A 19,610-nucleotide genomic window follows, 5' to 3' on the forward strand; every position below is an offset into this window, starting at 1 on the left:
GCTCCCGTTTTACCATGGACGGCTTTTCGGCAAGGGAAATCTCCCTTCCTCTGTTCTACGTCGGATATTAGCCTCGCGGGCATTTACCGTGAGATTTCTCACAAACCAAAAAAAGCGTCTACGCTGTTTTAAGGTTCTGATCACAGCAAGGTGATGGAGAAGCTATGAGTTCATCGTGTATAGAAGAAGTCAGCGTTCCGGACGATAACTGGTCCCGGATCGTCAGTGAACTGTTGGGACGTGCGGGCATTACGATTAATGGCTCATCCCCCTCCGATCCCCAGGTTAAACATCCCGATTTTTTTAAACGCGTTTTACAGGAGGGATCGTTAGGGCTGGGCGAAAGCTATATGGACGGCTGGTGGGAGTGTGAACGGCTGGATATGTTCTTCTCCAGCGTATTACGCGCCGGTCTTGAAAATCAGCTCCCTCGTCACTTCAAAGATACGCTGCGTATCGCCTCCGCTCGCCTGTTCAATCTGCAAAGTAAAAAGCGGGCGTGGATCGTCGGCAAAGAGCATTACGACCTGGGTAACGATCTGTTCAGCCGGATGCTCGACCCGTTAATGCAGTACTCCTGCGGATACTGGAAAAAAGCAACGTCGCTGGAACAGGCGCAGCAGGATAAACTACAGCTGATCTGCGACAAACTGCAGCTGCAGCCCGGCATGCGGGTGCTGGACATTGGCTGCGGCTGGGGCGGTCTCGCCTGGTTTATGGCGACGCATTACGGCGTCAGCGTGGTGGGCGTCACGATATCGGCCGAACAGCAGAAGATGGCGCAGGAGCGCTGCCTGGGCCTGGATGTTGATATTCGGCTTCAGGATTACCGTGACCTGAACGAGCAGTTTGACCGCATCGTTTCCGTTGGCATGTTCGAGCACGTGGGTCCGAAGAACTATAAAACCTATTTTGAGGTGGCCGACCGTAACCTGAAGCCTGACGGTATTTTCCTGTTACACACCATCGGCTCTAAGCGCACCGACAACAATGTGGATCCCTGGATCAATAAATACATCTTCCCGAACGGCTGTTTACCCTCCGTACGCCAGATAGCGAACGCCAGCGAACCGCATTTCATCGTGGAAGACTGGCATAACTTTGGCGCAGATTACGATACCACCCTGATGGCGTGGCACGAGCGTTTCCAGGCCGCGTGGCCTGAAATTGCCGACAACTATTCGGAACGATTCAAACGAATGTTCAGCTATTACCTGAATGCCTGCGCTGGCGCGTTCCGCGCGCGGGATATACAGCTATGGCAGGTGGTGTTTAGCCGGGGTATTGAGCACGGCCTGCGGGTGGCCCGCTAAAAAAATAACCCCGGCTACCCGGGGTTATTTTTATTCTTCTTCCACGGCTTTTATTATCGCCGCCTCTTTCGCCGCCAGCACGCGCTCAACGGTATCCACGACCGCCTGGGTCTGGGGATCAATTTCGATATTCACGCGCTGCCCCAGCTTTTTTGCTCCGAGCGTTGTGCGCTGCAGCGTTTCAGGAATTAAATGCACGCAAAAACGCGTTGGCGTCACTTCACCTACGGTCAGGCTAATCCCATCGATGCCAATAAATCCTTTATAGAGGATGTATTTCATTAATGACGGATCCTGCACCTTAAACCAGATTTGACGGTTATTTTCCGAGGTGACAATTTTCGCCACCTCTGCGGTGGTCATAATATGGCCCGACATCAGATGCCCGCCAATCTCATCGCTAAACTTAGCCGCACGCTCGACGTTTACGATATCGCCCGGCGCAAGCTCGCCGAGGTTGGTAATACGCAGCGTCTCTTTCATTAAATCAAAGCTGATCCGGTTACCGTTAATTTCGGTTACCGTCAGGCAGCAGCCGTTATGCGCAACCGACGCACCGGTTTCGATGCCGTCGAGCATATATTCAGGCAGCTCAACCACGTGAGTACGGAAATTTGGTTTTTCATCAATGGACACCACTTTGGCAGTGCCCTGCACAATACCAGTAAACATGCTTACAGCTCCTGTTCATTCCGGACGGCGATTACGCCGTTTAATCCCTCCACAATAACAGTTGAAAAAACAGGTTGCCAGCGATGCGCCATTTCTGACGTTTTTTTCACTAGATAATTAGTTAAACCCCGCTACAATAGCTGGCATCCCTCTGTTTTTTCTTCTTGCTGCCAGTTACGGCGGCCTTTTTAGTCTCTCAAATAACTACAATACAAAGGTGTTCACGTGCAGAAGTATATGATCGAAGCGCGTCAGTTATTGGCACTGGCAATACCGGTGATCGTCGCGCAGGTAGCCCAAACCGCAATGGGATTTGTGGATACGGTGATGGCCGGTGGGTACAGCGCCACCGATATGGCCGCCGTGGCGATCGGAACCTCAATCTGGCTTCCGGCCATTCTGTTTGGCCACGGCCTGCTGCTGGCGCTGACGCCAGTTATTGCGCAGCTCAACGGCTCTGGCCGACGCGAGCGCGTGGCCCATCAGGTTCGCCAGGGCTTCTGGCTGGCCGGGATTGTCTCCATTCTGATTATGATTGTCCTGTGGAACGCCGGGTATATCATCCGCGCTATGCATAATATCGACCCGGCGCTGGCGGATAAGGCGGTAGGTTATCTGCGCGCCCTGCTCTGGGGCGCGCCCGGCTATCTGTTCTTCCAGGTGGCGCGCAACCAGTGTGAAGGGCTGGCAAAAACCAAACCGGGCATGGTGATGGGCTTTATCGGCCTGCTGGTCAACATTCCTGTGAACTACATCTTCATCTACGGCCATTTTGGCATGCCGGAACTCGGCGGCGTAGGCTGTGGCGTGGCGACGGCAGCGGTGTACTGGGTGATGTTTGGCTGCATGCTCACCTACATCAAACATGCACGCTCCATGCGCGACATTCGTAACGACACCGCCTTCAGCACGCCTGACTGGTCGATGATGACCCGCCTTACCCAGCTGGGTCTGCCTATTGCGCTGGCGCTGTTCTTTGAAGTGACGCTGTTTGCCGTCGTCGCCCTGCTGGTTTCGCCACTGGGCATCATTGACGTGGCAGGTCACCAGATCGCCCTGAACTTCAGCTCGCTGATGTTCGTTCTGCCGATGTCGCTGGCCGCTGCGGTGACGATCCGCGTGGGCTTCCGTCTGGGACAAGGCTCAACGCTGGATGCGCAAACGGCGGCCCGCACCGGGCTGGGCGTCGGCGTCTGCATGGCGGTCTGTACCGCGCTCTTCACCGTGCTGCTGAGAGAGCAAATCGCCCTGCTCTACAACGATAATCCGGAGGTGGTGACGCTCGCATCGCACCTGATGCTGCTGGCTGCCCTGTACCAGATCTCTGACTCTATCCAGGTCATCGGCAGCGGCGTGCTGCGCGGTTATAAAGATACGCGCTCCATCTTCTTTATCACCTTTATTGCGTACTGGGTGCTGGGTTTACCCTGCGGGTACATTCTGGCGCTGACGGATCTGGTCGTAGACCGCATGGGGCCAGCCGGGTTCTGGATGGGCTTTATCATCGGCTTAACCTCGGCGGCCATTATGATGATGCTGCGCATGCGCTTCCTGCAACGTCAGCCGTCCGCGGTGATTTTGCAGCGCGCTGCACGTTAAACACGCGGTAGCCGCCGGATGGCGGCTACTTTCTCTTCACTTTGCGCGGTAATGAAGCAATCGCGTGAAATCAGAGAGAAAAATGCGTTTTCCCTCTTGCCACCATGGTGCTGTGCCGCTAATATTCGTCCCCGTTGTCACCGACAACACGTTGCGTTCATAGCTCAGTTGGTTAGAGCACCACCTTGACATGGTGGGGGTCGTTGGTTCGAGTCCAATTGAACGCACCATTCTGCGTCCGTAGCTCAGTTGGTTAGAGCACCACCTTGACATGGTGGGGGTCGGTGGTTCGAGTCCACTCGGACGCACCATTTCAGTTCTGAAATGGTGCAAATTTCCTCTTCTGAATATCTTAATTTCTCCCTTCATTGAATGACTTAGCCTTTCTCCTGCTACGCTTGTTATATGGTTCAGAAATGCAGGAACGCTTTCGATGAAAAAAATTGCCATTATCGGCTCAGGCCCAACAGGGATTTACACCTTCTACTCTCTTCTTGGCAACGCAGCGCCACTGTCCGTCACCGTATTTGAGAAAGCAGACCAGCCCGGCGTCGGTATGCCCTACAGCGATGAGGATAACTCCCGGCTGATGCTGGCGAATATCGCCAGTATTGAAATTCCGCCCATTTTTATCAGCTACCTCGACTGGCTAAAGCAGCAAAATGCAGCTCACCTTGCCCGCTATAGCGTCGACAAAGACACGCTTCACGACCGGCAATTCCTGCCGCGCATTTTGCTGGGTGAATATTTTCACGATCGGTTTCTTGCCGTTGTCGCAGAGGCAAAAAAGGCGGGATTTCACGTCGAGGTTCATCCCAACGCCGAAGTCACGGATATCAAGGCTGACGCAGACGGCGTGGCTCTTTCAGTGAACGATGCTCCGTTCTCCAGGAGGTTTGATCTTGCCGTGGTCGCCACCGGTCACGTCTGGCCGGATGAAGAGGAAGCCACCCGCACCTTTTTCCCAAGCCCATGGTCAGGGCTGATGGACGCGGAGATCCGCCCCTGCGAGGTGGGGATCATGGGCACGTCCCTCAGCGGGCTGGACGCGGCCATGGCGGTCGTGATGCAGCATGGCCAGTTTACCGGGGAGCAGTTCATTCTGAATAAGGGCAGCGAGGCGTTAAAAATCGTGCTGATGTCCCGCACCGGCGTGCTGCCGGAGGCCGACTTTTACTGCCCCATCCCTTACGAGCCGCTGTCCGTATTAACCGAGGCCGTGGCTGAGAGCGAAATAGCAAAAGGGCCGGACGGACTGCTTGACCGCAGTTTTGCGCTGATGGTGAAAGATCTTGAGCGTGCCGATCCGCAGTGGTGCCGGGCAATCTCCCTAAGCACGCTGAATGCCGACACGCTTCGCGATGTCTGGTTTGAGGATCGCAAAAAGCACGGGCCGTTCACCTGGGCCGAAGCGAATCTGAAAGAAGTGGAGCGAAATAAGCGCGAAAAACGTACCGTCGCCTGGCGCTACACCGTGCTACGCCTGCATGAGGTGGTTCAGGCGATTGTCCCTTTACTGAACGAACGGGACAGAGCGCGGTTTAAGTCCGGGCTGGAACGCGTGTTTATTGATAACTATGCCGCTATACCCCCGCAGTCTATCCGCCGGCTGCTGGCGCTGCGTGAAGCGGGGATCGTTAGCGTGGTTACGCTCGGGGATGATTACGATCTGGATATCGGCAGCGATCAAACCGTCATCACCACGAAAGAAAAGAGTTATCGCTTTGACGTGTTTATCGACGCGCGCGGGCAAAAGCCGCTCAAAAACAAGCATATTCCCTTCCCGACGCTGCGCAAACAGCTTGAGGAAACCGGCGATGAGATACCGGACGTTGGGGAAGACTACACGCTGCTGGCACCAGCGTCTCTGCGCGGGCGTATAGCCTTCGGGGCGATTCCGTGGCTGATGCACGATCGTCCGTTTGTACAGGGGTTGTCAGAGTGTGCTGAAATTGGTCAGGCGATGGCGAAGGCGGCGGTAAATCCTGCTTCGGGAGTGCGCCGCAGGTTACCTTTTGCGGAGTATTAACAGGGCATCCCTGCCCTGAGCGTCGGATTACTCGAAGTACACTTCCGGGTTTTCCGACAGCGATACGAACGTTTTGGTGTTCTTGTCCAGGGCAAGAATTTTGCCGCTTTCAATATCATACACCCAGCCGTGCAGTCGAATGGCGTTGTTGCGCAGGCCTACCGCCACGGACGGATGGGTCTTGATGTTGCTCAGCTGCGCAAAAACGTTCTCCTGCACCATCGCATTCACTTTGTCGATCGGCTTATCCCAGGCTTTCTTCTCCACCACCGCTTTTGCCGCATCGGAATAGCGCAGCCAGTGGGAAACGGCCGGCATTGGCTCCAGATCGGCGTTGTCAGCAATCGCCTTCATCGCACCGCAGTTTGAGTGGCCGCAGATAACGATGTCGGTTACGCCCAGCGCCACCACCGCGTACTCGATTGTCGCAGAGACACCGCCTGGCTCCGGCCCGAACGGAGGCACGATATTGCCGGCGTTTCGAATGACAAAGAGCTGTCCTGGCTCTTGCTGGGTAACCAGTTCCGGGACCAGACGGCTGTCGGAGCAGGAGATGAACAGCGCTTTGGGATTCTGACTGGACGCTAAACTACGAAAGAGCTCTTTACGTTGCGGGAAAATCTCTTTTTGAAAGCTGAGAAAACCTTCAATGATATGTTGCATAGCCATTTCTCTTTTATCTGTTTTAGTTTAGGTATGATCGCGATCACACTCGTAAAATTTAACCACCGTGCCTTAGCGGAGACAAGCAATATATTTCTGGCCCGACCGCTGGACTATCTCATCCGCGCTCGCCGCTATGTTTTGCCCCTCAAACGCCCCGTACAGGCGCGCAAACTTTTTCCCCGTAAGCCTGCGGGTCACGGACTCGACGGTGCTGGCAGGCAGCGGCAGCATATTCGGATAGCTCCACATGAACGACACGGCGTCTTTACCCGGCGTGACCTGCAAAATGTCCCCCGCCAGCAACACGCCCTCCCCCGACTGCCAGTGCAGCACCGTGCCGCCGGCAAAATGGCCGCCAAGCCGCAGCAGGGTTACTGACGGCATAATTTCAAGAGCGTCGTCTTCCCAGAAGCGTATCGCCGGGCTGTCGCGCATTACCCACTGCCGATCGCTGGCGTGAAGGTAGATCGGTGCGTTAAACGCCCCGGCCCACTCCTGCATGGTGGTGTAGTAATGCGGATGCGAAATCGCGATCGCGCTAATTCCGCCGAGCGCTTCAACCAGCGTTCTGGTGGCCGGATCGAGGTTGGCGATGCAGTCCCACAAGATATTGCCGTGCGGCGTGCGCAGCAGGATTGCCCGCTGGTTGATGGCAAAGGACGGTACGGTTTTGATGCTGAACAGATGGGGCTCCAGCTGCTGCCATTTGTTTACGTGCGTGGTAATAAGGCTGTTGTAATCTATCCATGCCTGCCCCGTTACCGGGACATACTGACGCTCATCGTCGCAAACTGGACAGTGACTGGGCTGTTCATCGTAAGCGGTACCGCAGGTTTTACAGAGCGTAATCATCAGCTTTCCTCAGCAATAAAGCTCTGAGTATGGCAGGGATTATCCTTATGTGCTGCGAGGTGCACTGCCCGGTTTTTTTGGCTTATACTCTGCCGGTATCAAAAACTGAAAACGCAGGTGCCACATGGAAATTGATCTCGATAACTTAGTCTTTAACGGGCTGGATGAAGCAGAAGAGCGTAACGCGGAACGTCTTGACGACGCGGATAAAAAAGCCCAGGCGATCGTCGCCGATGACGACTGCGGCGATGCCTGCAAGATCTGAATACAGAGCACCGGCAATGCCGGTGCTTTTTTTTATGAATTACTGTCCGGCCCCGTCAATGGCCGCCTGGGCACAGGCTTCATCAAGATGACCGCCCGGCGCGCCGCCGATGCCAATCGCCCCAATCACCTCATCGCCCTCTTTTATCGGTAAACCACCCGCCAGCAGCAGGAAGCCGGGAACATCACGCATATTCTGCGCGCCCGCGTTAGTCTGTGCAGCTTCCATTACCTTACCTGACGCGTTTTTCGTACTCAGCGCGGTATAGGCCTTCATTTCGCTGGCTTTTACCGTATGTGGGCCAGCGTTATCCGTGCGCTGCACTGCCTTAACAACCCCTGCGCGGTCAACCACGGTCACCGTAACCTGATAGTGCTTTGCCATACAGGCCTGAACGGCGGACGTTGCCAGCGCGTTAGCCTGTGCCAGAGAGAGGCTTTTCTGATTCAGCGCATCCGCCCGTGCAGCCAGGCTTACGCTACCCGCGACCAGTGCCGCCACCATCAATACTTTTTTCATTGCACTTCCTCGAGTGTTGGGAGACAACCCGAGATTACTGAAGCGCGCGTCTACGCGTAATTCGGTTGATTACGCACTCCACCTGGTAGTTATACGGATTGCAATTTGTCATATTCCCGGCTCGCCTGAACCAGGCTGCTGACGCCAAGCTTGGCAAACGCCGCCGCGCGGTGCGCTTCCACGGTCCTCGGGGAGAGGTTAAGACGCGCAGCCGCCTCTTTGTTGCTGCATCCTTCCATCAGCACGCTCAGCACCTCGTGCTCCCGCGCGGTTAGCTGTTCAAATCGCGCTTTAATCCGCGAGATATCCTGCCAGGCGGCAGATCGCCGCAGGCTCTCTTCGAAAGCCATGCCAACCGTTTCGATAAGCCTGTCGGCGTCCAGGGGTTTGGTGAAGAACTCAAACACGCCGTTGCGAAACGCGCGACGGCAGGCGTCGACCGTTCCGTGCCCGGTCATGATAACGACCGGCAGCAGCGGCCAGGGCCATTCACCCTCTTCCAGCCAGGCAAGCCCGCCCTTGCCCGGCATGCGCATATCCAGCAGCAGACAGCCGACAAGCGCCGTTTCGCCGCCGTGCGCCAGCGTAAAGGCATCGACGCTCTCGAATGCCTTAACCTGCCAGCCCATTCCGGAGAGTAAAAACGTCAATGATTCCCTGATGGACTCATCGTCATCGATGAGCCAGACCACCTTATCCATGCTTTGTCTCCTTACCTTCTGCCAGCTGCAGCCGGATCTGCGCCCCGCCCTGCGGGGCGTTGCCCAGCGCGATCGAGCCGTTCATGCGGGTTATTAGCGTTTCCGTTAACGTCATCCCCAGCCCCGTTCCGCCGGGGCGTCCGCTAAAGAAGGGCATAAAGGCGTTTTGCAGGGCCTCCGGGCTAAATCCCGGCCCGCCGTCGGTAAGCGTGACCAGAATGCCCTTCTCGTTTTTCTGGCTGTCGATCCGCACCCAGCCGTGCGTGCTCTCCTGCTGAGCCTGAATCGCATTGCTGAGCAGGTTATGCAGTACCTGCTCCAGCCAGAGCCTGTCTGCCAGCACGGTCGTGGCATCCGCTGCAAACGCGTGGATGACCGCGATACGGTTCGATTTGCGCTCGTGCTCCAGCAGGCTCTCAACCTGCTGCCAGCACTGCACCAGATCGGTTTCGCGCAGGGTCACCTTCTCCTGTACCACATGCTCGCGAAAGCGCGTCAGCAGGGCGCTGATGCGCTGCGTTTGCAGCAGCGCGGCCGCAAGCGCCTGCGGCACGGCCTGCGGATTAGCCTCGAGCTGTCGCTGCGCCCCCTGGATCCAGGTTTGCACGGCGGTAAGCGGCTGGTTAATTTCATGGACTATGCCCGCGGTGATCTCCCCCAGCGTGTTAAGCCTGGCATGCTGATAATAGCGGGCGCGCTGCTCGGCCTGCTGCCGCTGTTTGCGCTGCCAGAGCACGCTTCCCACGCCCGCAATCGCTACCCCCCACGTTAGAAAGAGCAGCAGGTAAGGCAGCAGGGAAACGCTGAACCAGTCAGGCTCTGCCTCGGCTGTAAGAACGAAGGGCTGGGTATGCTGCGGGAAAGCGCGCTGCCAGCGCCAGAAAGCGCCGGAGGATGGCGGATCATCGCCGTTCGTGACGTTAAGATGCAGCTGCGCGAAGCTATGGCGCGCGGGAATCAGCGCGCTTAGGTCGACCAGCACGCGTATCTGCCGCCAGGGATTGTATAACCAGTACCGCACCCCGCTAAACGGCTCCACGCGCGGGGCGTCCAGCGCACGCCCCGCGGTTTTTTCCAGGGCCAGGACAGAAGGAAACTTTTTGCGTAACGCGGTGATATCTTCATCGCCGCTCAGAAGCGGAAGCACCGATTCATTTTGCGTCAGCACCGCGCCGATCGCCGAATAGCGTGCCGTAAACTCGCGATCGCGCTCCCAGTACTGGCGACGTATCTGTTCCGCATACAGCAGCACACCGCTTATCAGGCAGACCGCCACCCATGCAGCGATGCTGCGCTTTATCATCTTTTTTAAGCTCATAGCGTTAACGGGCGCAGTCATTCAGGCTGTCGACATTACCAGTTAACGCTGATGAGAACAAAAAAACGCGGACGTTATCAGATCTCCGGCGTTCTGCTAAAACCGGTCAGCATGAGGATCGGGCCCTGTGGGGAGGATGCCGCGTCAAACTGATAGTGGTTTCCCTGACGATCGCCACCGATGTACCATGAAATCTCGGTTTTACCTTCTGCCAGCGCCTTGCGCACCGCTTTATCGACATCCACCATCCGGTATTCCCGGGAGTGATTCAGGTAAAGTATCGCATCCGAACGGTAGTTACAGGACGGTCGCGAATGCCAGCTCACGCTGGCCGGATCCCAGTCGTTGCTCGCCGGATAGAAGAAGATTTGGTCCGCGCCGTTAGTTTCCACTTTCCCGCCGTAGATACGCACGCGGTATTTAAACTGCGAGGGGTCCTGTCCGGCAGGCAGCGGCGGAATGCGGAACTTCACCAGCGACAGCGTTTCGCTGTTGCGCGTGCGACCGCCGTTCTTCCAGTTATCCTGCACCAGCAGAACCTGCGGATCCGGCTGGGAAAGCGCTGGCTCCAGGCTGCTGAGCCAGACGTTGGCCTTCGGTTTCGAATAACCATACGGAACGGTGGTGCCGCAATCCATCCCGCGGTTCATGCACAGGTCGGTCATAAAGCGCGCGGCATCTTCCGTCCAGCCGTTCATAAAGTCAGCATGAGCGGTATACAGGCTTCCCCACCGCTCTTCACGCTCGTCTCCGTGCATGATTGGATCGAGGGAGAGCTGCACTTTGCTGGTATCCAGAGAGTCGATCGTCGGTAGCACGTACGCAACATTCATGTTAACGGTCGGGATTTTTACCGGGAAGGCGGACGGGCACTGCCCTCTGGTATCGTAGGTGGCGTTGGCCAGGCCGTGGGCGGGCTTCAGGTTTACCCCGTCCCAGCAGTTCGGGAACTGAATGCCGATATTAAACTGCACGGCATCGTTCGCCTTGCGCAGGCCGCAAACCTCACCCGTTTTGGTGGTGTAGCCCCTGCCGTTGGCGCACAGGAAGGTGATATGTGGGTTCGGCGCGGTACCATGATGGTCGCCTGCCAGCAGCGACAGCCCCGCCGGGAAAGGGTGCAGCGGCCAGGCGTCAACGTTCGATGCCTGATAGTAGGTTTTTTGATAGGCGGGTTTAACCACCGTTCCGTCAGGCAGCTTCAGCGAAGGGGCCCAGTAGGCCGAGCCGTCTGCTTTATTATCGCAGGTGGTTTTTTCATGCGCCCGCAGCGATTCACGGCTGGCGTAAGCATCCGCCTGCTCGTTGCCAAAGAAGTCGTGCAGCATGGCCTCGTTGGGCATGCCGTACATCATAATGGCATCGTCGCCGAGGGTGTGGGAGTAAGCGCAGACAACGTGCGCCTGTGGCCCGGCGTGCGCCGCCTGCATGGCAATCAGTAGAGCGGTGGCAGAAAGTGCCGGGGTTAATACTGTCCGTTTCATTATTATCTCCATCGTTGAGAGGAGATAGTGGTAGCAAAACGGCTGCGGTTTACCGAGGATTTACCCGCGTATTTTTCCGCTCATCCCTGCTTTACACGCATCACGCACAGCTCATTCCAGTACGTTTCGCGCGTCCGGCGCAGTTCAGCGTGACGTTTTATCATTGAACCACTCCGGGTCAATGTTGGCTACGTCCACGCCGTACAGGCTGGCGACGGGCAATACTAACTCAAGAACACGTTGCGCGCTGTTCTCCGCACTCGCTGATCGGGCCGCAAAAAACCGCCGTAACGTGCTTATCCACTTTTTCATCGTCATTACCCTTCTCGCTTAACCGGAACTCAGTTAAGCACGCGTTAGCCATGAAGGGGAAATAACAATAATGGCTGTTGATATGCGGGATCTGAGTAACTCACGACGCGCTGACGTCGTGGCCGGAAAGCGCTTTTACCACCGTTTCCATCGCTTTGGTTGTCAGCTCGCTGCGCTTAACGCGCTGGTTCGCCAGCGCGGTACGCAATACGCCCGCAATGACAATATGCTTCGGCTCCTGGCCTAAATCACGCATTTCGAGAACGACCTTGCCTACTACCCGGCACATCTCCTGATACAGCGCTTCGTCTTTGGTCACATTGCCCATTGTCATCACTCCGTTGCCCTAAAGCGTCAGCTTAAATGATTCGTCGGCCGGATACAAAAAAGAAGCCCGGCGTATTTCCCGCCGGGCTTCATCTTAAAAATCAGAAGATTAGTTATTTACCGGGATCACCGCGCCTTTGTATTTGGTGCGGATCCAGTCCTGGATCTCTTTGGAGTGCAGCACGTTCACCAGCGCGACGATATCTTTCTTCTTCTCGTCTCCGCGATGGACGGTAATGATGTTGGCGTACGGGTTGTTTTCACCGCTTTCAACCGCAATCGGGTCGTGAACCGGATCCAGGCCTGCATCGATGGCGTAGTTGGCGTTGATCACCACCGCCGCACCTTCGTCGTTGTTGTACATCTGCGGCAGCAGGGAGGCTTCAACGTTAGGGGTAAACTGCAGCTTTTTCGGGTTCTCAACGATATCGCTGATCCGCGCGGTCACTTTATCAATGCCTGGCTTGAGCTTGATCACGCCCTCTTTTTCGAAGATAGACAGAATACGGCCTTCCTCGGAAACCGCGTCACGCATGATGATTTTGCCGCCCTCCGGCAGATCCTTCAGCGATTTGTATTTTTTGGAATAAATGCCGATTGGCTCGATGTGGATCGCGCCCGCACTCACGAAATCATACTCCTTATCGCCCGCGTGATCTTTCAGCACGCTGTTCAGATAAGGAACGTGCTGGAAGTAGTTAGCGTCGATGTCGCGCCCGGCCAGCGCGGTGTTAGGCAGAATGTAGTCCTGAAACGGTTTAATCTCCAGATCGATACCCTGCTTCGCCAGAATCGGCTTTGCCTGCTCCAGAATTTCGGCGTGCGGCGTGTTGGACGCGCCCACGGTCAGGGTGTCAGCCCAGGAGGCGAAGCTCAGGGCGCTCAGGGTGGCTGCGGCGATCAGCGTCAGCGTTTTTTTCATGATGATGGTTCCTGTGTGTATTTATTAGCGTTTATCTAACAGTGATGTGATGACATCGCCGCAGAACTGGACAATGAAAACGATGATTAAAATGGTCACCGTTGCCACCAGCGTGACGTCACCATGGTTGCGCTGGAATCCTTCCAGATATGCCAGATTTCCCAAGCCGCCGGCACCAATTACCCCTGCCATTGCGCTGTAGCTCACCAGCGCAATCAGCGTCACCGTCATCCCTGACACCAGGGCGGGTGAGGATTCCGGCAATAAAACCCGAAACACGAGCGTGCTCAGCCGTGCGCCCATCGAGCGCGTGGCTTCAATAACCCCTTTATCCACTTCACGCAGGGCAATCTCGACCAGGCGGGCGTAAAACGGCGCGGCACCAACAATCAGGGCGGGCAGCGCGGCGTTGGCGCCAAGAATGGTGCCCACGATGGTCTTGGTGAACGGGATCAGCAGGACGATGAGTATGATGAACGGGATAGAACGAAACACGTTCACCACTATCGAAATCACGCTGTAGACCGTGCGGTTGTGGAACAACCCGCCGCGGGCGGTTAAAAACAGCGCCAGACCAAGCGCGATCCCCAGAATAAAGGTCGCCACGCCCGAAAGCGCGGTCATGTAGAGCGTCTCCTGCGTTGCAGCCCACAGCTGATCCCACTTCAGGTGCGGAAAAAGATTTTCAGCCATGCTTAATTACCTCGCCTTCAATATCGCTTTGCTTCAGGTCGGCGAGGATATTGTTCAGTTGTTCATCGGATGCCGCCACGTGCACCCAGAGCTGCCCGAAAACGCCGTGGGCGGTTTGCGTCATTTTCCCGTGCAGGATGTTAAACGGCAGGCCGTAGCGCAGGGTCAGTTCACCCACGATCGGCCTGTGCGTGCTGTGTCCCGTAAAGGTCAGCCTGATGACCGTGCCTTCCAGCCCGGTTGCCAGCTCCGTATTAAAGGTTTCAGCTTCGGCGTACTGGCTTACCTGACGGACGAACTGACGGGTGATCGGCTGCTGCGGATGCGTAAATACGCTCAGCACGTCTCCCTCTTCCACCACCCTGCCGTTCTCCATCACCGCCACGCGATCGCAGATTTTGCGCACCACGTGCATCTCGTGGGTGATCAGCACGATGGTCAGGTTAAAACGGCGGTTAATGTCCAGAAGCAGATCGAGGATCTGATCGGTGGTCTGCGGATCCAGCGCGGAGGTCGCTTCGTCACACAGCAGCACGTCCGGATGGTTGGCCAGCGCGCGGGCAATCCCAACGCGCTGTTTTTGCCCGCCGCTCAGCTGCGACGGGTAGGCATTCTCGCGCCCCTTCAGGCCGACCAGCTCCACCAGCTCGGCGACGCGGGCCTGAATTTGCGCTTTTGGCACACCGGCAATTTGCATTGAAAAGGCGATGTTTTCCCGCACCGTGCGCGACCAGAGCAGGTTAAAGTGCTGGAACACCATGCTGATTTTCAGGCGTGCCTGACGCAGCGCTTCCCCTTTTGCGGCGGAGATATCCTGTCCGTTGATGGTGACGCTTCCGGCGCTCGGCTTTTCCAGCCCGTTCAGCAGGCGGATCAGCGTGCTTTTTCCGGCCCCGCTGTAGCCGATAATTCCATAAATCTGTCCCTGCTCTATCGTCAGATTGACGTTATCAACGGCGGTGAGCGACGCCTTTCCGTTATCAAAAACCTTCGAAATATTGCTGAGTACGATCATTCTTATGGGTTATCCGATTCGCATATAGCGGTTTAGCAGTATGGATGTCCAAAAGATAGTAAACAGCCGTTATCAGCTTTTAAATGACCAAAAAGGAATTTCATATAACGTCAGGAAATAAGCAGCAGAGCGGCTGGCGGGAAACGCTTAGATGAATATCAGAAATGGTTATCTGCCAGACGCATAGCAGCCCGGCGGCATCCGATAAAATCGGATATTTTTACAGCATTTTTAGCGCGTATAGCCATCCCCACATCCAGACAACTTTACGTCTCGCTGTCCTTGCGTCTGAAAACATGATGAATATTCCTTTCCGCTCTAAAACCTGGTGAAACGTTCTTTATTGAGCAAATTTCGTGGTCCTATCATCCGGTCATGACCTCCTGACAGGAAATAACCATGACGATCTACCACTCCGTCACCGAAATGATTGGCCGCACGCCGGTTATACAGCTGCACAAGCTTGATACCGGCCCCTGCTCGCTGTTCCTCAAGCTGGAAAACCAGAACCCCGGCGGCTCGATCAAAGACCGCGTCGCGCTGTCGATGATTAACGAAGCCGAGCGTACGGGGCGGCTTCAGCCCGGTGGCACCATTATCGAAGCCACGGCGGGGAATACCGGGCTGGGGCTGGCGCTGATTGCCGCGCAGAAAGGCTACGCGCTGATGCTGGTCGTGCCGGACAAAATGAGCCGCGAGAAGATTTTCCACCTGCGGGCGCTGGGCGCGCAGGTTGTGCTGACCCGCTCAGATGTGAACAAGGGCCATCCGGCCTATTACCAGGATTACGCCCGGCGCCTGGCGAACGAGGTGCCTGGCGCGTTTTATATTGACCAGTTCAATAACGAGGCCAACCCGCTGGCGCACCGCACCACTACCGCTCCTGAACTCTTTGCACAGCTTGACGGGCAAATCGACGCCATCGTCGTCGGCGTCGGATCCGGCGGTACGCTGGGCGGCCTGCAGGCGTGGTTCGCTGAACACTCGCCGCAGACGGAATTTGTGCTTGCCGATCCGGCCGGGTCGGTGCTGGCGGACCAGGTCGAGACCGGGCGCTATCACGATGCCGGGTCGTGGCTGGTTGAAGGGATTGGCGAGGACTTTATCCCCCCGCTGGCGCATATCGAAGGGGTGGAGCGCGCCTGGCGCATTACCGATCGCGAAGCGTTCGCCACCGCGCGTGAGCTGCTGAAAACGGAGGGGATCCTGGCGGGCTCCTCCAGCGGCACGCTGCTGGCGGCGGCGCTGAAATACTGTCAGGCACAAACTACGCCGAAACGCGTGGTCACCTTCGCGTGCGACAGCGGCAATAAATATCTCTCAAAGATGTTCAACGACGACTGGATGCGCCAGCAGGGACTTATCTCGCGCCCCCGGGCAGGCGATCTCTCCGACTATATCGCCCTGCGGCATGATGAAGGCGCGACGGTCACCGCCGCGCCGGATGACACCCTTTCCACCGTGCTGGCCCGCATGCGCCTGTACGACATCTCGCAGCTGCCGGTGCTCGATAACGATAAGGTCATCGGCATCGTTGACGAATGGGACCTGCTCCGGCACATCGGCGGAGACGGGGAACGCTTCTCCCTCCCCGTGACGGCGGCCATGACCCGGCAGGTCGAGTCTCTGGATAAGCAGGCGCCGGAGAGCGCGCTGCACGCCATTTTTGACCGTGGCCTGGTCGCCATTATCTATGACCAGGACCGCTTTCTGGGTCTGATTACGCGCAGCGACGTTCTCACCGCGTGGCGCAACCGTCTGCAAAAATAAAGGAACAAACGATGAAAAATCTGGCAACCCTCAGCGTACACAGCGGCGAGTATCGCGATCGGCACGGCGCCGTCATGCCGCCGATTTACGCCACCTCGACGTTTGCGCAACCGTCGCCGGGTGAGCACACCGGCTATGAATACTCGCGCAGCGGCAACCCGACCCGCCACGCGCTGGAAACCGCCATCGCCGAACTGGAAGGCGGCACGCGCGGATACGCGTTTGCCTCCGGCCTGGCGGCCATCTCCACCGTGCTGGAGCTGCTGGACAAAGACAGCCATATTGTCGCCATTGATGACGTGTATGGCGGTACGTATCGCCTGATTGAAAACGTCCGCAAGCGCAGCGCCGGGCTGCAGGTGAGCTGGGTTAAGCCGGACGATTTAGCCGGTCTTGAGGCCGCCATTCGCCCGGACACCCGGATGATCTGGGTAGAAACGCCGACCAACCCGCTGCTGAAGCTGGCCGATCTGGCGGCCATCGCGGACGTCGCCCGGCGCCATAACGTCATCAGCGTGGCGGATAATACCTTCGCCTCCCCGGTCATTCATCGCCCCCTGGCATCGGGTTTTGACATCGTGGTGCACTCCGCCACCAAATATCTCAACGGCCATTCAGACGTGGTCGCCGGGCTGGCGGTGGTCGGGGCAGATAACGAGCTGGCGGAGCGCCTCGGCTATCTGCAAAACGCGGTTGGCGGTGTTCTGGATCCGTTCAGCAGCTTCCTGACACTGCGGGGGATCCGCACCCTTTCACTGCGTATGGAAAAGCACAGCGCCAACGCGCTGGCGATTGCGCAATGGCTGGAGCAGCATCCGCAGGTTGAAAGCGTATTCTATCCCGGGCTGGCGTCACACCCGCAGCACGCGCTTGCCCGCCGCCAGATGGCGCTACCGGGCGGCATGATCTCGGTAGTAATAAAGGGAGATGCGCAACGCGCAACAGACGCGATCCGCAGCCTGAGGCTTTTTACCCTGGCAGAAAGCCTGGGTGGCGTGGAGAGCCTGGTGAGCCAGCCCTACAGCATGACCCACGCCTCCATTCCCCTCGCGCAACGGCTTGCGAACGGCATTGTGCCGCAGCTCATCCGCCTGTCGGTGGGAATTGAAGATGCAAACGACCTGATCGCGGACCTCCAGCAGGCGCTGGAAAAGTGAGCAAAAGACGGCGGGCGTACCGCCTGCCGTCATAAGATGACATTATGCCTTAACGCCTTGATAACAAACTTATGTGAATCTGCACAGATTGTTTTTGAAACACCGTTTCCATTTTCCTTTTTGCGTTGAATCAGCGTATAATGCGCGCCAAATCCCTGGTGAATGGTTTCAGCGCTTGGAATACAAAAAACAACGTACAACTTCTCCTCTCCTTCGTTGGGCTGGCACTCAGGCACACTTTCTTCTGCACGCTCATGTGATGTCACCTATTCTTAGTGCGTGTCATAGACTCTTTCGCAACACAGGTTTGACTCCGCGGCGGTGCGCCCCCGGAGCGAGATTTCCATATCCTTCCCAACTTAAAGACTAAGACTGTCATGAAAAAGACGAAAATTGTTTGTACTATCGGCCCGAAAACCGAATCCGAAGAGATGCTGAGCAAAATGCTGGATGCCGGCATGAACGTGATGCGTCTGAACTTCTCCCACGGTGACTATGCTGAACACGGTCAGCGTATCCAGAACTTGCGCAACGTGATGAGCAAAACCGGTAAAAAAGCCGCGATCCTGCTCGACACCAAAGGTCCTGAAATCCGTACCATTAAGCTGGAAGGCGGTAACGACGTTTCGCTGAAAGCAGGCCAGACCTTCACCTTCACCACCGACAAGTCCGTGGTAGGTAATAACGAAATCGTTGCAGTAACCTATGAAGGCTTTACCAGCGATCTGTCTGTCGGCAACACCGTTCTGGTGGATGACGGTCTGATCGGCATGGAAGTCACCGCCATCGAAGGTAACAAGGTTATCTGTAAAGTGCTGAACAACGGCGACCTGGGCGAAAACAAAGGCGTTAACCTGCCGGGCGTTTCTATTGCGCTGCCGGCGCTGGCTGAAAAAGACAAGCAAGACCTGATCTTCGGTTGCGAACAGGGCGTTGACTTCGTTGCGGCGTCCTTTATCCGTAAGCGTTCTGACGTGGTTGAAATCCGCGAGCACCTGAAAGCGCACGGCGGCGAGAAGATCCAGATCATCTCCAAAATCGAAAACCAGGAAGGCCTGAACAACTTCGACGAAATCCTCGAAGCGTCTGACGGTATCATGGTTGCGCGTGGCGACCTGGGCGTTGAAATCCCGGTTGAAGAAGTGATCTTCGCGCAGAAGATGATGATCGAGAAGTGTGTTCGCGCGCGTAAGGTGGTTATCACCGCCACGCAGATGCTGGACTCCATGATCAAAAACCCACGCCCTACCCGCGCAGAAGCCGGCGACGTGGCTAACGCCATCCTCGACGGTACCGATGCGGTAATGCTTTCTGGCGAGTCTGCTAAAGGTAAATACCCTCTGGAAGCGGTCAGCATCATGGCGACCATCTGTGAGCGTACCGACCGCGTGATGAAGAGCCGCCTGGATTACAACAACGACAGCCGTAAACTGCGCATCACCGAAGCCGTGTGCCGTGGCGCGGTAGAAACCGCTGAGAAACTGGAAGCGCCACTGATTGTGGTTGCGACGCAGGGCGGCAAATCTGCTCGCGCGGTGCGTAAATACTTCCCGGACGCGACCATTCTGGCGCTGACCACCAACGAAACCACCGCACGTCAGCTGGTGCTGAGCAAAGGCGTGATCCCACACCTGGTGAAAGAAATTGCCTCTACCGATGATTTCTATCGTCTGGGTAAAGAAGTGGCTCTGGAGCTGGTTGACCGCGGTCTGGCACAGAAAGGCGACGTTGTGGTAATGGTTTCTGGTGCTCTGGTTCCGTCCGGCACAACTAACACCGCATCTGTTCACGTGCTGTAATATTTCCCGAACAAATTATATTTTTGTTAAAAAGCGTCCTGCGGGACGCTTTTTTTATTCCCGCCTTTAACCAGAACTATTCAAAAAGCAAATCGGGTTTCTCTATTTAATCGCGAATTATCTAAGATGAATCCGATGAAAAATGCCTTTTTTAACATAGCTTTTTCGTCAAAACTGCCGATTTCGTTGCTTCTTTG

The 19,610-nt window shown here is 56.4% G+C and carries 19 protein-coding genes and 2 tRNA genes; 9 read left to right on the forward strand and 12 right to left on the reverse strand.

What is annotated here, in order from left to right; translation table 11 throughout:
• The first annotated feature begins 164 nt into the window (after positions 1-164).
• Positions 165-1,313 carry a cyclopropane fatty acyl phospholipid synthase gene (gene cfa / locus IM304_RS02515; RefSeq protein ID WP_148418939.1) on the forward strand — a complete coding sequence of 383 codons (1,149 nt, stop codon included), beginning with the start codon at positions 165-167 and terminating at the stop codon, positions 1,311-1,313.
• 30 nt (positions 1,314-1,343) lie between these two features.
• Here cfa and IM304_RS02520 read toward each other — a convergent pair whose 3' ends face one another.
• Positions 1,344-1,985, reverse strand: coding sequence for a riboflavin synthase subunit alpha (locus tag IM304_RS02520; protein ID WP_193356210.1), 642 nt, complete (start codon positions 1,983-1,985; stop codon positions 1,344-1,346).
• A gap of 225 nt (positions 1,986-2,210) precedes the next feature.
• Between IM304_RS02520 and mdtK the strand changes: the two genes are divergently transcribed.
• The 4 genes from mdtK to IM304_RS02540 all read left to right on the forward strand — a co-directional run bounded on the left by mdtK (position 2,211) and on the right by IM304_RS02540 (position 5,613).
• Positions 2,211-3,584 (forward strand): MdtK family multidrug efflux MATE transporter, encoded by a 1,374-nt coding sequence (gene mdtK / locus IM304_RS02525; RefSeq protein ID WP_193356211.1) that lies wholly within the window; start codon positions 2,211-2,213, stop codon positions 3,582-3,584.
• A gap of 153 nt (positions 3,585-3,737) precedes the next feature.
• Positions 3,738-3,814, forward strand: a tRNA-Val gene (locus IM304_RS02530).
• Between the two features lie 4 nt (positions 3,815-3,818).
• Positions 3,819-3,895 (forward strand) — tRNA-Val (locus IM304_RS02535).
• A gap of 122 nt (positions 3,896-4,017) precedes the next feature.
• Complete coding sequence (locus IM304_RS02540; RefSeq protein ID WP_193356212.1) at positions 4,018-5,613, forward strand: FAD-NAD(P)-binding protein; 1,596 nt, start codon at positions 4,018-4,020, stop codon at positions 5,611-5,613.
• 27 nt (positions 5,614-5,640) lie between these two features.
• On the opposite strand, the gene IM304_RS02545 is transcribed toward IM304_RS02540, so the two are convergent.
• Both IM304_RS02545 and IM304_RS02550 read right to left on the reverse strand, forming a co-directional pair.
• Positions 5,641-6,276, reverse strand: coding sequence for a carbonic anhydrase (locus IM304_RS02545; protein ID WP_148418947.1), 636 nt, complete (start codon positions 6,274-6,276; stop codon positions 5,641-5,643).
• A 72-nt stretch (positions 6,277-6,348) separates the two neighbouring features.
• Positions 6,349-7,131, reverse strand: coding sequence for an MBL fold metallo-hydrolase (locus IM304_RS02550; RefSeq protein ID WP_193356213.1), 783 nt, complete (start codon positions 7,129-7,131; stop codon positions 6,349-6,351).
• A gap of 124 nt (positions 7,132-7,255) precedes the next feature.
• On the opposite strand from IM304_RS02550, the gene IM304_RS02555 reads away from it, so the two are divergent.
• Positions 7,256-7,396, forward strand: a complete 141-nt coding sequence (locus IM304_RS02555; protein WP_003857665.1) for a hypothetical protein — start codon at positions 7,256-7,258, stop codon at positions 7,394-7,396.
• Positions 7,397-7,435: 39 nt separating this feature from the next.
• On the opposite strand, the gene IM304_RS02560 is transcribed toward IM304_RS02555, so the two are convergent.
• The 9 genes from IM304_RS02560 to IM304_RS02600 form a co-directional block, all read right to left on the reverse strand.
• Positions 7,436-7,915 carry a heme-binding protein gene (locus tag IM304_RS02560; RefSeq protein WP_176610526.1) on the reverse strand — a complete coding sequence of 160 codons (480 nt, stop codon included), beginning with the start codon at positions 7,913-7,915 and terminating at the stop codon, positions 7,436-7,438.
• 89 nt (positions 7,916-8,004) lie between these two features.
• Positions 8,005-8,616 carry a response regulator transcription factor gene (locus tag IM304_RS02565; protein ID WP_148418953.1) on the reverse strand — a complete coding sequence of 204 codons (612 nt, stop codon included), beginning with the start codon at positions 8,614-8,616 and terminating at the stop codon, positions 8,005-8,007.
• Positions 8,609-9,919, reverse strand: coding sequence for a sensor histidine kinase (locus IM304_RS02570; protein WP_227009724.1), 1,311 nt, complete (start codon positions 9,917-9,919; stop codon positions 8,609-8,611). The genes IM304_RS02565 and IM304_RS02570 overlap by 8 nt, the downstream gene beginning before the upstream one ends.
• Positions 9,920-10,011: 92 nt before the next feature.
• Positions 10,012-11,418, reverse strand: coding sequence for a DUF1996 domain-containing protein (locus IM304_RS02575; protein WP_193356215.1), 1,407 nt, complete (start codon positions 11,416-11,418; stop codon positions 10,012-10,014).
• A 144-nt stretch (positions 11,419-11,562) separates the two neighbouring features.
• A complete protein-coding gene (locus IM304_RS02580; RefSeq protein WP_193356216.1) occupies positions 11,563-11,730 on the reverse strand; it encodes a hypothetical protein in 168 nt (55 codons plus the stop codon).
• A 100-nt stretch (positions 11,731-11,830) separates the two neighbouring features.
• Entirely contained in the window at positions 11,831-12,058 is a 228-nt protein-coding gene (gene fumD, locus IM304_RS02585) for a fumarate hydratase FumD (RefSeq protein WP_148418959.1), read from the reverse strand.
• 108 nt (positions 12,059-12,166) lie between these two features.
• Positions 12,167-12,979, reverse strand: coding sequence for a MetQ/NlpA family ABC transporter substrate-binding protein (locus IM304_RS02590; RefSeq protein WP_176610530.1), 813 nt, complete (start codon positions 12,977-12,979; stop codon positions 12,167-12,169).
• A gap of 24 nt (positions 12,980-13,003) precedes the next feature.
• Positions 13,004-13,672: a methionine ABC transporter permease gene (locus IM304_RS02595; RefSeq protein ID WP_193356217.1), complete on the reverse strand. Its 669-nt coding sequence runs from the start codon at positions 13,670-13,672 to the stop codon at positions 13,004-13,006.
• Positions 13,665-14,687, reverse strand: a complete 1,023-nt coding sequence (locus tag IM304_RS02600; protein WP_193356218.1) for a methionine ABC transporter ATP-binding protein — start codon at positions 14,685-14,687, stop codon at positions 13,665-13,667. Before IM304_RS02600 ends, IM304_RS02595 begins: the two co-directional genes overlap by 8 nt.
• 399 nt (positions 14,688-15,086) lie before the next feature.
• Between IM304_RS02600 and IM304_RS02605 the strand changes: the two genes are divergently transcribed.
• The 3 genes from IM304_RS02605 (at position 15,087) to pykF (ending at position 19,413) form a co-directional block, all read left to right on the forward strand.
• The gene (locus IM304_RS02605; protein ID WP_193356219.1) at positions 15,087-16,457 is read left to right on the forward strand and encodes a cystathionine beta-synthase; all 1,371 of its coding nucleotides are present in this window, start codon (positions 15,087-15,089) and stop codon (positions 16,455-16,457) included.
• 11 nt (positions 16,458-16,468) lie between these two features.
• Complete coding sequence (locus tag IM304_RS02610; protein ID WP_193356220.1) at positions 16,469-17,614, forward strand: PLP-dependent aspartate aminotransferase family protein; 1,146 nt, start codon at positions 16,469-16,471, stop codon at positions 17,612-17,614.
• A gap of 377 nt (positions 17,615-17,991) precedes the next feature.
• Positions 17,992-19,413, forward strand: coding sequence for a pyruvate kinase PykF (gene pykF / locus IM304_RS02615; protein ID WP_080327350.1), 1,422 nt, complete (start codon positions 17,992-17,994; stop codon positions 19,411-19,413).
• Positions 19,414-19,610 lie beyond the last annotated feature (197 nt).

Source organism: Enterobacter cloacae complex sp. P40C2, assembly GCF_014930695.1.
Taxonomy (GTDB): Bacteria; Pseudomonadota; Gammaproteobacteria; order Enterobacterales; family Enterobacteriaceae; genus Enterobacter; species Enterobacter pasteurii.

Excerpts from the sequence above, each read along its gene's own strand:
- cfa (WP_148418939.1), top strand. The coding sequence starts at position 165 with ATGAGTTCATCGTGTATAGAAGAAGTCAGCGTTCCGGACGATAACTGG.
- IM304_RS02520 (WP_193356210.1), bottom strand. The coding sequence starts at position 1,985 with ATGTTTACTGGTATTGTGCAGGGCACTGCCAAAGTGGTGTCCATTGAT.
- IM304_RS02540 (WP_193356212.1), top strand. The coding sequence starts at position 4,018 with ATGAAAAAAATTGCCATTATCGGCTCAGGCCCAACAGGGATTTACACC.
- IM304_RS02545 (WP_148418947.1), bottom strand. The coding sequence starts at position 6,276 with ATGCAACATATCATTGAAGGTTTTCTCAGCTTTCAAAAAGAGATTTTC.
- IM304_RS02550 (WP_193356213.1), bottom strand. The coding sequence starts at position 7,131 with ATGATTACGCTCTGTAAAACCTGCGGTACCGCTTACGATGAACAGCCC.
- IM304_RS02555 (WP_003857665.1), top strand. The coding sequence starts at position 7,256 with ATGGAAATTGATCTCGATAACTTAGTCTTTAACGGGCTGGATGAAGCA.
- IM304_RS02560 (WP_176610526.1), bottom strand. The coding sequence starts at position 7,915 with ATGAAAAAAGTATTGATGGTGGCGGCACTGGTCGCGGGTAGCGTAAGC.
- IM304_RS02565 (WP_148418953.1), bottom strand. The coding sequence starts at position 8,616 with ATGGATAAGGTGGTCTGGCTCATCGATGACGATGAGTCCATCAGGGAA.
- IM304_RS02570 (WP_227009724.1), bottom strand. The coding sequence starts at position 9,919 with ATGATAAAGCGCAGCATCGCTGCATGGGTGGCGGTCTGCCTGATAAGC.
- IM304_RS02575 (WP_193356215.1), bottom strand. The coding sequence starts at position 11,418 with ATGAAACGGACAGTATTAACCCCGGCACTTTCTGCCACCGCTCTACTG.
- IM304_RS02580 (WP_193356216.1), bottom strand. The coding sequence starts at position 11,730 with ATGAAAAAGTGGATAAGCACGTTACGGCGGTTTTTTGCGGCCCGATCA.
- fumD (WP_148418959.1), bottom strand. The coding sequence starts at position 12,058 with ATGGGCAATGTGACCAAAGACGAAGCGCTGTATCAGGAGATGTGCCGG.
- IM304_RS02590 (WP_176610530.1), bottom strand. The coding sequence starts at position 12,979 with ATGAAAAAAACGCTGACGCTGATCGCCGCAGCCACCCTGAGCGCCCTG.
- IM304_RS02595 (WP_193356217.1), bottom strand. The coding sequence starts at position 13,672 with ATGGCTGAAAATCTTTTTCCGCACCTGAAGTGGGATCAGCTGTGGGCT.
- IM304_RS02600 (WP_193356218.1), bottom strand. The coding sequence starts at position 14,687 with ATGATCGTACTCAGCAATATTTCGAAGGTTTTTGATAACGGAAAGGCG.
- IM304_RS02605 (WP_193356219.1), top strand. The coding sequence starts at position 15,087 with ATGACGATCTACCACTCCGTCACCGAAATGATTGGCCGCACGCCGGTT.
- IM304_RS02610 (WP_193356220.1), top strand. The coding sequence starts at position 16,469 with ATGAAAAATCTGGCAACCCTCAGCGTACACAGCGGCGAGTATCGCGAT.
- pykF (WP_080327350.1), top strand. The coding sequence starts at position 17,992 with ATGAAAAAGACGAAAATTGTTTGTACTATCGGCCCGAAAACCGAATCC.